Genomic DNA, 13,077 nt, shown 5'->3' with positions numbered 1-13,077 from the left:
CAGGGAAACCTCAAACTGATTTTGCAAGGAAACAGCCCGTTCGGTGGCTGTTTCCGGCAATTAGAAGATCTGCAGATCCTTCGATTCCTATGTCTAATCAGCAGCTTCCGTGTTCTTCACGGCCGACTAGTTAGCATCGCGGTCTCTCGTTGATTACCTTACTTAGAGTGTCAAGTCGGGCGACATAGTCCCTAGTTTCCACAGAAACCATTCCGAGCAAATCCATGACTGTTGCGAGCTTTCCCTTCGGCCCCCGATCGAAGATCGCAGCATGATGCATGATTTCATTGCGGACTTTTCGAAGTTCCTCGACGCAGAGGTAGATTGTTTCTCGGTCCGCCGAATTTCGTGCATTGGGAAACGAGTCCGCCATTCCGTTGTGCCAAAGGTGATTTTCATAGGATACGCCGAGAAGGGCGACCCAAAACCCGAGCGAAAGTGCCAAAACCACGTGTCCGCCCGTCAGACTTAAGCCATGCCGACGTCGCTCCTTCGCGACAGCGGTACTCAGCTCTTCCGCAAGGCGGGGTGGCGAAATATTCTGGAACGCGGGTCTTTCGAACCAGTCAGCCTTGAAACGCCGCAGTACCGCCGCATAACAGCGTTACGAACGGCAACCTCGGTGAACTGGACCGGAAGGTAGAGGCATTCGCATAGTCGTGCGTTCCAAACGTAAAGTCTGAGCGCCAATTGCTTGTCATTTTTTGCGGCGGCGAGATAACGAGATATTCGCACCTGGGTCAAAGCACCTTCAATTTCGGCATATACGGAAGGGACGCAGGAAAATAGGGGTTGCATTGAGCTACCGTATACCCTAGTTATTTTACGTGCGCTGCGGAGCAGATCACTGCTTTTGGCATATCTACTGCGGACAAGAATCAAGGGCAGGCCCACGGGCGCTGCCTTTATCTTTTTTGTCATGTCGCATGGCGCAATGGCGGTTTCAAGTGTGGAGACTCGATTTCGCCCGCTGCGATTGCGATTTCCGTTTCCCTATCGTTTGACCAGGTCCAATTGATGAACAGGTCAGCGCCCGAATCGGAAGCCGATGTCGGTGCTGGTGCGCAGCGCGCTGATGCCTTTCGTGACAGACGTAAGGCCGCCCCTGGCGGACACTTGCTCGATCTCCGCAGGCAGATCGGTGCGGCCTGGTGCGACGCCCAATCGATCCTGCACGGCTTTGAGCAATCCGTCGATGTACCGCTTTGGCGGTAGTGGCGATCCTAGCTCGATCAAGATTGAACGGCACACCGCTTCGATGAGAGAGCAAAGCTCCGGCGCAGCATTTGACGACATGCGTTGAGTCTGTCAGATCGTCGCGGGGACGTCGTGATAACCGAATTCCTCGGCCGCAACGGCCAGCTTGACGGCCGCCGCAAGCACATCTGCCGCGGTCGCACCAGCTTCGACCGGGGCCTTGTCCAGCAAGCTGAGAAGATAGGTCATCACATCGCCTCACCATATTTCTATATTGCCTATCAAATCAGTTGATGAGTAGCTCGATAAGAAACCGCTTTCTCTTTGGAGTTGAAAGAAAGGAAAAAAGCACCGTGCGGCTGAGGTGGGATGACGTTACCCTCAGGCGGAGATGAACAATCTTGATTATGGAGTGAATCCGATGCCCGAAGCCTTGGAAAATGTAAGGGTAGCGCTGGCATCAAGGCCCAAAGGACTGCCGGCGCCTGAGAACTTCCGAACCGAGCGCGGCCCCCTGCCGATGGCCGCAGAGGGTGAGGTCCTTCTGCAGGTTCTTTATCTATCACTCGATCCCTATATGCGCGGACGCATGGATGACGCGAAATCCTATGCTCCGCCCGTTGCTATCGGCGGGGTCATGGAAGGCGGCACGGTTGCCCGCGTCATCCGCAGCCGCAACAGCAATTTTGCGCCCGGCGACATCGTCCTGTCCCATTCGGGCTGGCAGACCTACGCAACATCGAGCGGCGACGGTGTGAGAAGGCTTGACGCCAGGCAGGCACCCCTGACCGCGGCGCTCGGCGTGCTCGGCATGCCAGGCTTCACCGCCTATGCCGGACTTCGCAATATCGGCAGGCCAAAGCCCGGCGAGACCGTTGTTGTCGCCGCGGCAAGCGGCGCCGTCGGATCGGTCGTCGGCCAGATTGCGAAAATTGAAGGAGCAAGGGCTGTCGGCATTGCCGGCGGCCCGGAGAAATGCGCATTCGTCCGCGACGAACTGGGTTTCGATGTTGCAATCGATCACCGCGCCAAGGATTTCAACGCCCAACTCGCGTCAGCGTGCCCCGATGGAATTGACGTCTATTTCGAGAATGTCGGCGGCCCCGTTGCCGAAGCGGTCTTTCCGCTTCTCAATGATTTCGCACGCATACCCGTCTGTGGCCTGATTGCCCACTATAACAACGAACCGGCAGAAGGCGTCGATCGCCTCCCCGGCTTCATGCGAGACGTGCTTCGCAAGAGCCTGACGGTGCGTGGCTTCATTCAGCGCGAATTCGCCGACCAGCGGCCCGATTTTCTCAGCGAGGCGTCGGCATGGCTGGCCGACGGCCGCCTGAAATTCCGCGAGGACATCGTCGATGGCCTGGAGAATGCCCCCGAAGCCTTCATCGGCCTGCTGCAGGGCAAGAATTTCGGGAAGCTGATTGTACGTGTCAGCGAATAACATCAAAAATTGAGATGCCCGCTTGGCTCGGCGGCTAGCGGAATGGCTGCAGCTTGCGAATATTGTTTAGGCAACAGTTGGCTGTTTTGCCGCCGCATGCGCCTGAGCAACGATCTGCGGGTCTATTGCATACTTGCCTCCGACCACCTCTGGCGGGCGCGTTCCACGATTTCACCTTCGGAACGTGCCCCTTCCTGAAACAAGGCGATCACCATAGCAGCGACCTCGACCCTTGCCCTGCGGTCGCGCTCAATTCCGTTCTCGCGACAGATGCTCTTGAGAGCATGCTTGATGAATGAGAAGTCCAGGTAATATGGAGGAATATTGCGGGCGTCGAATGGCGCACTTCGCAGAAGGATGCTGCTCTGAACCCGAGCGCCTGCTCCGGGGTGTTCTTTGTTCACAGCCGTCTTTCGCACATCAGCCTCCGTGTCATTCGATAGAGCCGTTAACTGCTAAGATCGAATAACCGTAGCAGAGTTAGTCTTTGCTAATAAATCGCGTGACCGACGTTATCTACAGTTTTATGGGAGGCGCCGGCTGATTGGCGGTGGGCGGTGCTTGGGGACTCCAAGCCCGCGGGTCTTCGGCAGCAAGCGGTCGTCTAGGCACAGCCTTGCCCAACTATACTGGGTTCTACTAACGTCACGGTACGTATGCCATGGAGAAATCGTCATGCGCCTGACAATAGCAATCAGCCTCGTAGTCCTGGTGCCTTTGGCCGCGTTCGCCAAATCGCCATCCGATATCGCCGACCTCGTGGGCTCGCGAGCCGCTGGCGCCGAGAGCGAAATGCAGGCGCGGGGCTATGTTGACGTGGGCGGCAACAATACCTGGTGGAACGCCGACAAGAAGCAGTGCGTCAAGGTTCGCGTCTCTCAGGGGCGTTATGCATCGATATCGCAGATTAAGGCATCGTCATGCGGCCAGAAGGCCAAAGGCGCCATGAAATGCCCGCCCGATCTGTCTCAAGCCGACCTCTACAAATATCCGGGTTGCAGCCTGTAGCGCAGACCGGAATCTAAAGCGACGCGCTTTAGGAGTCTGGAGTTTCTGGTCATGCCCAACTGGGATGTGGGGCTCTACTCCACAAGCATTTTCCTGCTTCGATGGAAATTCGGGAGACATTCGCGCGAGATTCGAGGCGGATGCGTCAGGCCATAGGAACTTGACCATGCCGGCACGAATGATTTTGTGGGCCAAGAGTGGACTGGCAGCCCCGAGGCTCGAACCATCAGAAGCGGACGTTCAGGCTCGTTGGGGACATCGATGTGATCTGACCCAACTGCGACGTCGCCGCTCTTGCGAGCAACGACCGGCTCGAGGTCAACGCCTTCACCTTACTCGCAGACGCTAAAGCAGCCCCGCCAGATGGGTTCGAAGGCTGCTCCCACGGGGTCTGAAAAGCCGATACCGGTTCAAAAAGCCGCTTTGCTTTACCATTTCATCCGCAGGCCGACCTTCCCTCCGATGCTGTAGGCGTCCCCATCGAAGGATGTCGCCAGGGCAAGATTGCCATAAACCGAGGTTGTCGCACTGAGTTCGACCGTGCCGCCAAGATCGGCCTCGATCCAGCTATCTTCCAGTTCGGCCGTGAACGGAACGAAACCGTTTGCCGAGGAGAAAGACGTGGTGACGTCGCTGTCGAGAAAATTGTGCCAGTAGTTGACCCGGCCCCAGACCGTGGCAAGCCGCGCCGGCGTCTGGCCCGACGCCTCCTCGACGGCCCAGGTGCGTGCCAGTCGCGCTCCAATGCGGCTGGGCAGTGAATTGGTGTCGTCGAAACGCACGTCGGCGGCACCGTCGTTGAAGGAATCGAAATTGATCGCCTGATAGATGATCTGCGCTTGCGGCTCGAGCTGCCAGCCATCGCCGAAGTAGAGGGGATAGCCGCCCTCCAGGGAGGCCGCAAAGCCGAAACCGTCGATCTGCTGGTCGGGAAAGCTCAGGAGCGTGTTGCGCTGTGACGTCGACGTCACGTCGTACCAGGTGCCCTGCACGACGAGGTCGAGATAGGCGTTGCTCTCCCAGAAGCGCGTCCAGTAGCCACCTGCGGTAATGGCGTTGAAGTCGTTGGAGCCGGCATCGAACGAGCGGCCCAGCAGGTTGTGGGTTACATCAGCCTCACCGTGCCCGAAGGCGGCGTAGAGCCCGGCATGGTCGCTCGCACCGTTGGTGTACTCCTTGCCGAAGACGTCGGTGCCCAATTGCAGGGCGCCAAATCCGTAGTCGTATTCCGGGCCGCCGCGGTAGATGCCGAGCGCATCGCCGTCCGCATGACCCCATTGACCGATCACGCGGCCCCAGGCACCGTTGAAGTTCGGGTCTGCACCAAGGTCGGTGCGGCCATTGAGCTGCTCTTCCTCGCCGATCCGCTCGTGCAGCGTTCCGATGAGATGGCGGCCATAGATCGCGGCCATCGGGGGGATTGCAGTGTAGAGCGACACCTGCGGCCGGTAGTGGGGCGTCGGTGGAACCGGGATCGTTGTCGGTGGCGTGGGGCCGACACATTCCGGAAGCGAGGGCACGAGCGCGCAGTCGAGCGCGGAGCGCAGGAACCAGGCTTGCGCGTTGCCGCCGGTAACACTGCCACGTTCGAGCGCGTACTCGTATGGCCCCGCCACGACGGGCGCACCAACAACAAAGGCGCCGGGAGACGTGGTACCGCCATTGGTCGTGTTGACCACCAATATGCCGTCGCCGGCTGTGACTGCACCTATCCCCCCGGCATTGTTGACGATTAGGTTAGTATGGCCGGTTGCAGTGCCTGCGTCGATGACCAGCAGATCCGAAGGCGAGCCATCGCCGGCCAGCACCGTGGTCAGTTCCAGGGTGCTGTGGGCGGTGTAGTCGCCGGCGACCGTCAATGTCGTGGCAGCGCCGGCATTCGGCGCGCCACCGGTGATGACCGTTCCAAAGTTGAAGAGGCCCGGAATCGTCTGGTCAAACCCCGCCAGATCGAGGGTTCCGGCACTTTCCACCGTATGGACCGAATTGGGACTGAAGGTATTCTTGGCACCGGCCTGCAGGGTTCCCGCTGAAACTGTGGTGGGACCCGAATAGGTGTTGGCACCGCCGAGCACGGTCGTGCCGGTGCCGATCTGGCTGACGGCGCCGCTGCCGGAAATGACGCCGCCGAAATCAAGCGTGTTCGAGCGATTGAACGCCAGCGTGCCATTGTCGACGACGTTGCCGATTATTCTCCCGCTCGTCCCTCCATTGCCGAGCCGCAAGGTACCTGCCGAGATCGTGGTCCCGCCCAAATAGGTGTTGTCGGCAGTGAGGATCGTCGTGCCGGTCCCGATGTGATTAACGGCCAGCGTCCCCCCGGAGATCAACGATGAGAACACATATGTGGGATCGTTGTGATTGAAATTGACTGTCGCCGTCCCGACGCCGCCTGCAACGTTGCCGATCATGATCCCGGGAGCACCGCCTGAGCCGATATTGAGGGCCCCCGAATGGCCCCTTCCTAACGTCATGGTGCCACCGGCATCGAAGGTTCCGCCGTTGGTCAGGGTTAAGATGCCAGTGCCGGACGAGCCGATAATCGCGCCATTGCTCGTTATCCGGGAGCCTTGCCCGTCCACGTTGATAATTCCGTTGGTGCCGCTGTTCGCTCCAGCGGTCAGGCTGCCCGTGAGCGTGACCTGACTTGCGCTGAAGACGTTCAGCGTGCCGGTCTGCGCATTGGTGTTATCGCTGAGACGAAGACTGGCAGCCGCGAATGCCGCGCCATTGGTTAGGGTCATCACGCCTGTGCCCTGGGTGGCGACGAATGCGGCACCAGTGCCGAACAAGCGAGAGCCCGCGCCGTCAATGGTGACGGTCCCACTACTCCCTGCACCAAGGCCCACGATAAAACTGCCGCTCCCGAAGTCATAATGGCCTCCGCCTGAGAGGCTCAGCGTCCCCGAGCCACGGGAGCCAATAACGGCTCCCCCTGCCCCTGTCGCAAGCGTTCCACCGGTGCCAATGGCCACCGTGCCACTGTTTCCGGCGTTTTGACCAAGCGTGAGACTCGCTGCCGTGGCGCTGCTCGTGACCTGGGCAGTGCCGCCGTTGTTGATGACTGCATCGTTGCTAGCGGTCGGCGCGCCTCCTGGAGACCAATTGGGACCGATGGCCCAGTTACCCGTAGCGGCATCCCAGGTTTTGACCTGCGCCAGGGAGGGTGTGGCGTGAGCCAGTATGGCAAGTCCGCAGATGACGCCGGCAGTCAACGGTGATGTCCCGGCGCCTGGCGCCAGCTTGGCAGCTACAGGGAGGTTACTTCTCCAGCGCATGCGTATTACACCTCGCGCAAATCTCTCGCCCTCATGACAGGATGCCGGCAGGACCCAATCGCGCCAATAGTTGTCGAGCGGCCGCAGTGCCGATCTGCAGCCAGAGTGACAATTTCGTCACAACTTTTCGTAGTCGAATCAGGATCGGGGTGCAGCGCTTGGATAGAGGTGGCTCGAGGCTGAGATCACTAACCAACATACGGCCATGCCGAAGGGCTCATCGGGCTGGGGCATGGGTAGCTTGTTGGGTACCTTCGCCGGCAGCTGCATTGAGCGAGCCCTCGCGATGAACAGCGCAAATCTTTGCCGTACTTTAAGTCGATCCTAAAAATGTGGTGGAGTTGACCCGCCGGCGGTACTCAAATGCCCAGATTTGGTTTTCCAGCCTGCGAAACATCTACTGCCGAAGCGCGCTCGGCCGCGTGTGACTTATCTCCTCAGCGTTTTTGCCCGGCATTGCGCTTTTCATAGAATGCAATGAATTCTTGGAACGGGAGGGCTTTCGAGTATAGCCAACCTTGCCCGAACTGAACGCCGGACTGACGCAGGATCGTTTCCTGTTCGGCTGTTTCGATCCCTTCCGCGACCATCTTGAGTTTCAGGCTATGGGCCATCTCGATGATGTGAGGTGTCACCAGGCTTGTCGCGGCATTCCGGCCGATAGCATCGACAAACGACTTGTCAATCTTAAGGGCCGTGATGGGCAAGCTCTCAAGCAATGACAGACTGGAGTATCCCGTCCCGAAATCATCGATCGCGATCACATGGCCGGCGTCGCGCGCTTTTGCGAGGGTGGTTCGGGCGATGTCGGCGTGGATGAAGCCGCGCTCCGTCACCTCCAGCCAGACCTGCGAAGCTTGCACGTCGGCCGCCTCAATCGCGTCGGTGATCAGCGCCAGGAACTGACCGCTCTCAAGGTCCTGCGGCGATATGTTGATCGCAACATGCATGTCGCGATGCTCGGCGAGCGCACTTTTCATGTTCGATATGACGTTTTGGATCATGATCGCCGTGACTTGACCGATCATGCCGTTCTGTTCTGCGAAAGGAATGAAGAGGTCAGGTCTGATCCACGTGCCATCGGGTTTTTGCCACCGTATCAGGGCTTCAGCGCCGATGCATCGACCCGTTGATAGTTCGATGATTGGCTGATAGTGCGCGAGGAGCTCCTTCTTGTGCAGACCCGTCGCAAGCTCGCCTGCAAGTGACAATCGCTGGCGCGATACCCAAACGATCAGAGCAATCAAGGCAAGTGATATTCCGACGCCGATCGGGATCATCTTCCAGAGTTCGCTGTCGGTACGCCAGTCGGCGACGCTCCGGTTGGATATTGCGAACGCGGCAAAATCCTTTCCTCGACGGGAGGCGAAGACTTCGCTTTCGTTAAGGCCGCTGGTTTCTTCTCCGACCAGCCGCGAGACAAGTTCAGGGTCTGCATCGCCGGAAAGAGCGATCGGTTGTCCGTCCAGGGATGCGATACCCAGCAGCATGGGAGTGTCGTGGAGGACATCGACCAGCCGTGCCCGCTTCAGCAGCGCGTGATAGTCACCGTGGCTGACCACAACCATGCCATTCGAGGGTGTCGAAATGCCTCCTCCATTCAGACGCAAGGAATATCCGTCCGACAGTGGGATGCTCTTTTCACTGAGCCGCATCTCGTTGCGAACAAGTCCCCAGGTGTTGCAGATCACGCGCCCGCCGCTTGTTATGGCGATTTCCTCTACCGACAGGGCATCAGTCGTCAACTGCTGCAGGCGGGCGATGTCATCAGGCGAGCAGGTCTGTCGCTGCTCAGAGGCGAGGAGGTCCAAGGCTGCACGAGCCCGAGAAATATTCAGGTCACCGCGCTGAAGCGTCCAGTCGGCGTAATCGGCCAAGTGTTGGCGCTCCAGTGCGAATGCGCGTTCCCGAGAAATATAGAAGGCCGCCAATAGCGGTAAAGCTCCGGCGCAAATTGCCAGCCCGAACGCAATCGCTAGAATTCCTTTTCGCCGCAAGTTGGCTTCCTCGAAAACTTCGGATCACTGCAATTGGGCGAAGTTTACACGCTTTCGAGTTGTCGGAACTATACAATTACTCTCGCAACTGAATTGGGTCTCGTCACACACGAAGCAGATGACTTCCTTGTCGCGACGGGCTAGCTTGATGCCCATGGCGCCCGCTAACTCGTAGCCCATCCATGAGAAACCTTATTCCATGTCGTAGCCGCCTTGCGCAGCCTGGCAGAACACCTGGAGCGCACCAGGCATCGTGCCCGCGGCGCACATGGCGACCGACTTTTCCGTCGAGGCACGCTGCACGGCCCGATCACCTGCACCTCTGTCGGGAGGGCCGTCGATCCGGCGCCCGGAGCCGCCGTGACTGCAGCTACCGCATCATGCCATTCCCTGCGGCTCGACGCGTTCACTTCCGGGGCCTTGACGTTGCCGAGGGCGGCGCTCAGGTAGTCCAGGGTCACTCCGGAATGCCTTCACATGGCAGCGCCGAGTGCTTCAGGGCGTCATATCCCGCCACATTGATCGAAATGAGCTTTCGAGCCGGATTGCGGAAGAGCGCCCAACTACCAGTTGTGAAGTCCTGGAAGCGTGCCCCCACCCCGATGATGAGGTTGGCCGAAGCGCAGAGTTCGTTGGCTCACGCGGATCCGGTAACACCGGGGGACCCGAAATTCAGGGGATGCTCCCAGGAGTTCGCGCCCTCGAACCAATCGAACTGTCGAACGTTCAACGAGATCATTAGCTGTAACCTCGAAAAGATACTCACTCCCATCAGGACTGCCCGGTGACCTATCCGCAACTCCGATCCGAAGACCCGGAACTGGCGACTGAAACACGAAGCGGGTTACCCGCTTTGGTTTTGGCAGCACTGGGTGTCGTTTACGGCGATATCGGGACCAGCCCGCTCTATGCGTTTCGCGAGGCTCTGCATGCGACAGCAGGATCGGGATCGCACCGGGAGAACGTGCTCGGCATTCTTTCGCTGATTGTGTGGGCACTGACGATCGTCGTCACGGTGAAGTACGTAACGTTCGTTCTGAGGGCCGACAATCGAGGCGAAGGCGGGACGCTCTCCTTAATGACGCTTGCACGCCAGAGTTTCGTTGGGAAGCCAGCATGGATCCTCGTTCTGGGCGTCGCTGGCGCTTCCCTGTTTCTCGGCGACGCGATCATAACGCCTGCAATCTCCGTATTGTCGGCCGTCGAAGGGATCCAGGTCGTCGCTCCTGGGCTCTCCGGATGGATCGTGCCGATCACCGTCACCATCATTGCCGCGCTGTTCTTCGTGCAGCGCTTCGGGACGAGCGGGGTTGCATCGGTGTTCGGCCCCATCATGGCGGTCTGGTTTCTGATTCTCGGAATAAGCGGCGGCATCCATATTCTCGACGACCTAGAAATCTTCAGTGCCCTCAACCCGCTTCATGGCATTCAATATGCCTCGAGCAATGTCGGGCACGCGATCGCTGTCCTCGGAGCAGTGTTTCTTGCGGTCACAGGGGCGGAGGCGCTCTATGTGGACCTCGGCCATTTCGGCCGACGGCCAATCGTGACGGCATGGTTTTTTCTCGTCTTCCCCTGCCTGCTTCTGAACTACTTCGGACAGGGCGCGTTCGTGCTTGCGAACCCGAATATGACGCAACATCCCTTTTTTGACATGCATCCGGAATGGGCGCGGGTGCCGATCGTGTGTATGGCAACCGCGGCCACGGTAATTGCGAGCCAAGCTGTTATCTCGGGAGCATATTCCCTTGTTCGCCAGGCCATGCACCTCAATGTGCTACCGCGTCTCCAGATCCTGCACACCTCGGAAACACACTCCGGTCAGATCTTCATGCCGCAAGTGAACGCGTTCCTTTTCGTATTCGTCGTAGCACTCGTTCTGTATTTCAGGAGTTCGAGCGGACTTTCCGCCGCATACGGTATCGCGGTTACGGGGGAGATGCTCATCACCAGCGTCCTGCTCTTCGTCGTGATGAAGCACATCTGGAAATGGACGACCGCGACTACTGCAGCCGTCATCGTCCCGCTGTTTCTTATAGACGCCGGGTTCTTCGTCGCGAATATCGCCAAGTTTCCTGAGGGAGGATGGGTTCCGGTCACCGTGGCATGCAGCATGGGCCTTATCATGCAGACGTGGATGGCGGGACGCCGACTGTTGGCCGCCCGCACGCGTGCTGACGAAGTTCCGCTCGCGGGTGTCATCCACAGGCTCGCCAAGAAGCCGCCTCCGACTGTGCACGGAACGGCCGTCTTTCTGACGAGTGACGTCGAAGGCGCGCCGACGGCGTTGCTGCACAGCCTGAAGCACTACAAGGTCCTCCATGAGCACAATGTCATCCTCAGCGTCGTCACAGCAACGGAACCGTTCGTACCGGACGAGGAGAAGATCTTTCTCGAGAGTTTCAGTCCTCTGTTCAGCCGACTGGTGATTACCTTCGGATACATGGAGACGCCGAACATTCCGCGCGCCTTGGTGCTTGGGCGCAAGCTCGGACTGAAGTTCGATATCATGTCGACGTCGTTCTTCCTGTCACGCCGGACCATCCTTCCTTCGAAGAAAGGCGGAATGCCCTTCTGGCAGGATCGGCTGTTCATCGTTCTCTCCCAGAACGCAGGCAACGCCACCGATTACTTCGGCCTTCCCAGTGGCAGAGTAGTGGAACTCGGGCTTCAAACTGTCATCTGACTGTTTGTGGACTGCGACGATGTCGGGGCTGCTGGTGGAACCGCGAAGGCACCCGTTACGTTTTCGCTGCGGAGGAACTGCTCGATGTCCAAACGTGGCGAGATTTCAAAAGACGAGGTATCTGAACTCGAGTTGGCGCAACGGGTTTCGTCCGAAGCTCATGAGGGGCAGACGGACAAGACAGGCAATCCGTACGTCAGCCACTGCGAGCGAGTGGCCGATCGCGTCGAAGGTGCAAAAGAAAAGACAGTCGCTTTCCTTCACGATATCGTGGAGAAGTGCGACGGGTGGAACCTCGAACGTCTTCAACAATTGGGCTTCAGCGACGGCGTCGTCGATGCGGTGAACGCTCTAACCCGCCGCAAGGACGAAACCGACGATCAGTTTGTTATTCGAGCAGTCGAAAACAAGATCGCCTGCCCTGTAAAGGTCGCCGATCTCCAAGACAATTTGCAGCAGGCCAACGCGGTCGGATCAGATCCCGTGAAATACAAACGAGGCCTAGAGCTTGTCGCAATGGTACAGGCGGATCCAAGTTTGACAGGTTTGACGTGAAGGAGTGTCCCTTCCTCCTGTCCATCATAACGAAACCCCAGCAACACAGTTGTTCACTGGCCCGCCGCTCAGGAATCCCAAGCGTTTGAGTATCATCACTCGGCATGGGCCAGACGGACATGCCTGCCATAAATCCGCAAACCGGCTGCAGGCAGGCTTGCGAATCGAATAAGTATGTGCTTATGTGTTGTCATGATCGAACATGATATTTTCCGCGCTCTGGCGGATCCGACCCGCCGCACGATTTTTGAAAAACTCGCGAACGGCAGCATGAATGCCAGCACGCTGCGCCAGGGCATGGATATTAGCCAGCCGGCGATGTCCCAGCATCTCGCGGTCTTGCGAGCGGCAAGGCTGGTGCGCGAACAAAAGGAGGGCCGCTTCGTGAACTATGAAGTCGATCCGGACGGGCTGGCCCTCATCGCGCAATGGCTGGCGAAATACCGCGCCTACTGGCCGGCTCGCATCGACGCTCTGAAGCTCTTGCTGAAGGATATGGATCAATGAACGACGTGAAGGCCAAGATGCAGGCGAAGGTGCCGGAAAGCGGTTTCGAGCAGAGATACGAACTGGACGCGTCGCCGGAGAAAGTCTGGCGGGCGATCAGCATCGCGGAATTCCGGGAGAAGTGGCTGCCGAGGGAGGCGCTTGCCGAGCCACAGTCGCTCTCTGAAACGCCGGGCAAGGAAATCCGCTACAAATTGCGCGACGATACCCCGCCCCATCTCGAAAGCACCGTCACCTTCACGATCGCCCCGAATGGATCGGGCGGAACCAGCCTGCGGATCGTCCACGAGCTGACCGGCGCGACCTTGGAGCGGCTGGCGAAAACGGTAGCCAACGGCAACAGCCCGCCCCTCATGCTCGCCGCCTGACGCGGCAAGCCCCCGAAAAATCTCGAATGATTGGAGT

The 13,077-nt window shown here is 58.8% G+C and carries 9 protein-coding genes and 2 pseudogenes; 7 read left to right on the top strand and 4 right to left on the bottom strand.

Going from position 1 to position 13,077, the window contains the following annotated elements:
* Window positions 1–1,017: 1,017 nt before the first annotated feature.
* Entirely contained in the window at window positions 1,018–1,215 is a 198-nt protein-coding gene (locus tag IB248_RS21675) for a hypothetical protein (protein WP_192241669.1), read from the top strand.
* A 114-nt stretch (window positions 1,216–1,329) separates the two neighbouring features.
* Here the strand turns inward: IB248_RS21675 and IB248_RS21670 are convergent.
* A pseudogene (locus tag IB248_RS21670) lies at window positions 1,330–1,446 on the bottom strand (alkane 1-monooxygenase); the annotation flags it as partial.
* A gap of 172 nt (window positions 1,447–1,618) precedes the next feature.
* On the opposite strand from IB248_RS21670, the gene IB248_RS21665 reads away from it, so the two are divergent.
* Window positions 1,619–2,641 (top strand): NADP-dependent oxidoreductase, encoded by a 1,023-nt coding sequence (locus IB248_RS21665; RefSeq protein ID WP_029792683.1) that lies wholly within the window; start codon window positions 1,619–1,621, stop codon window positions 2,639–2,641.
* Window positions 2,642–3,316: 675 nt separating this feature from the next.
* Window positions 3,317–3,649, top strand: a complete 333-nt coding sequence (locus IB248_RS21660; protein WP_029792680.1) for a hypothetical protein — start codon at window positions 3,317–3,319, stop codon at window positions 3,647–3,649.
* Between the two features lie 428 nt (window positions 3,650–4,077).
* On the opposite strand, the gene IB248_RS21655 is transcribed toward IB248_RS21660, so the two are convergent.
* From IB248_RS21655 to IB248_RS21645, 3 genes and pseudogenes are all read right to left on the bottom strand, one after another.
* Complete coding sequence (locus tag IB248_RS21655; protein WP_192241668.1) at window positions 4,078–6,927, bottom strand: autotransporter outer membrane beta-barrel domain-containing protein; 2,850 nt, start codon at window positions 6,925–6,927, stop codon at window positions 4,078–4,080.
* 437 nt (window positions 6,928–7,364) lie between these two features.
* A complete protein-coding gene (locus IB248_RS21650) occupies window positions 7,365–8,804 on the bottom strand; it encodes an EAL domain-containing protein (RefSeq protein WP_192241667.1) in 1,440 nt (479 codons plus the stop codon).
* A 222-nt stretch (window positions 8,805–9,026) separates the two neighbouring features.
* Window positions 9,027–9,624 (bottom strand): annotated as a pseudogene (locus IB248_RS21645) (thiamine pyrophosphate-dependent enzyme); the annotation flags it as partial.
* Between the two features lie 84 nt (window positions 9,625–9,708).
* Between IB248_RS21645 and IB248_RS21640 the strand changes: the two are divergent.
* The 4 genes from IB248_RS21640 to IB248_RS21625 all read left to right on the top strand — a co-directional run bounded on the left by IB248_RS21640 (window position 9,709) and on the right by IB248_RS21625 (window position 13,040).
* Window positions 9,709–11,610 (top strand): potassium transporter Kup, encoded by a 1,902-nt coding sequence (locus IB248_RS21640; RefSeq protein WP_029792735.1) that lies wholly within the window; start codon window positions 9,709–9,711, stop codon window positions 11,608–11,610.
* Window positions 11,611–11,694: 84 nt separating this feature from the next.
* Window positions 11,695–12,165, top strand: a complete 471-nt coding sequence (locus IB248_RS21635; RefSeq protein WP_049809265.1) for an HD domain-containing protein — start codon at window positions 11,695–11,697, stop codon at window positions 12,163–12,165.
* A gap of 174 nt (window positions 12,166–12,339) precedes the next feature.
* Window positions 12,340–12,672, top strand: coding sequence for a metalloregulator ArsR/SmtB family transcription factor (locus tag IB248_RS21630; protein WP_192241666.1), 333 nt, complete (start codon window positions 12,340–12,342; stop codon window positions 12,670–12,672).
* Window positions 12,669–13,040 carry an SRPBCC domain-containing protein gene (locus tag IB248_RS21625; protein WP_029792732.1) on the top strand — a complete coding sequence of 124 codons (372 nt, stop codon included), beginning with the start codon at window positions 12,669–12,671 and terminating at the stop codon, window positions 13,038–13,040. Before IB248_RS21630 ends, IB248_RS21625 begins: the two co-directional genes overlap by 4 nt.
* The last annotated feature ends 37 nt before the right edge of the window (window positions 13,041–13,077 follow it).

It is taken from the genome of Rhizobium sp. RHZ01 (genome assembly GCF_014851595.1).
Lineage (GTDB): Bacteria > Pseudomonadota > Alphaproteobacteria > Rhizobiales > Rhizobiaceae > Rhizobium > Rhizobium altiplani.
Note: the sequence above shows the minus strand (reverse complement) of the source record. Positions and strands in the feature narration are given on the sequence as shown.

Excerpts from the sequence above, each read along its gene's own strand:
- IB248_RS21675 (WP_192241669.1), top strand. The coding sequence starts at position 1,018 with ATGAACAGGTCAGCGCCCGAATCGGAAGCCGATGTCGGTGCTGGTGCG.
- IB248_RS21665 (WP_029792683.1), top strand. The coding sequence starts at position 1,619 with ATGCCCGAAGCCTTGGAAAATGTAAGGGTAGCGCTGGCATCAAGGCCC.
- IB248_RS21660 (WP_029792680.1), top strand. The coding sequence starts at position 3,317 with ATGCGCCTGACAATAGCAATCAGCCTCGTAGTCCTGGTGCCTTTGGCC.
- IB248_RS21655 (WP_192241668.1), bottom strand. The coding sequence starts at position 6,927 with ATGCGCTGGAGAAGTAACCTCCCTGTAGCTGCCAAGCTGGCGCCAGGC.
- IB248_RS21635 (WP_049809265.1), top strand. The coding sequence starts at position 11,695 with ATGTCCAAACGTGGCGAGATTTCAAAAGACGAGGTATCTGAACTCGAG.
- IB248_RS21630 (WP_192241666.1), top strand. The coding sequence starts at position 12,340 with ATGTGCTTATGTGTTGTCATGATCGAACATGATATTTTCCGCGCTCTG.
- IB248_RS21625 (WP_029792732.1), top strand. The coding sequence starts at position 12,669 with ATGAACGACGTGAAGGCCAAGATGCAGGCGAAGGTGCCGGAAAGCGGT.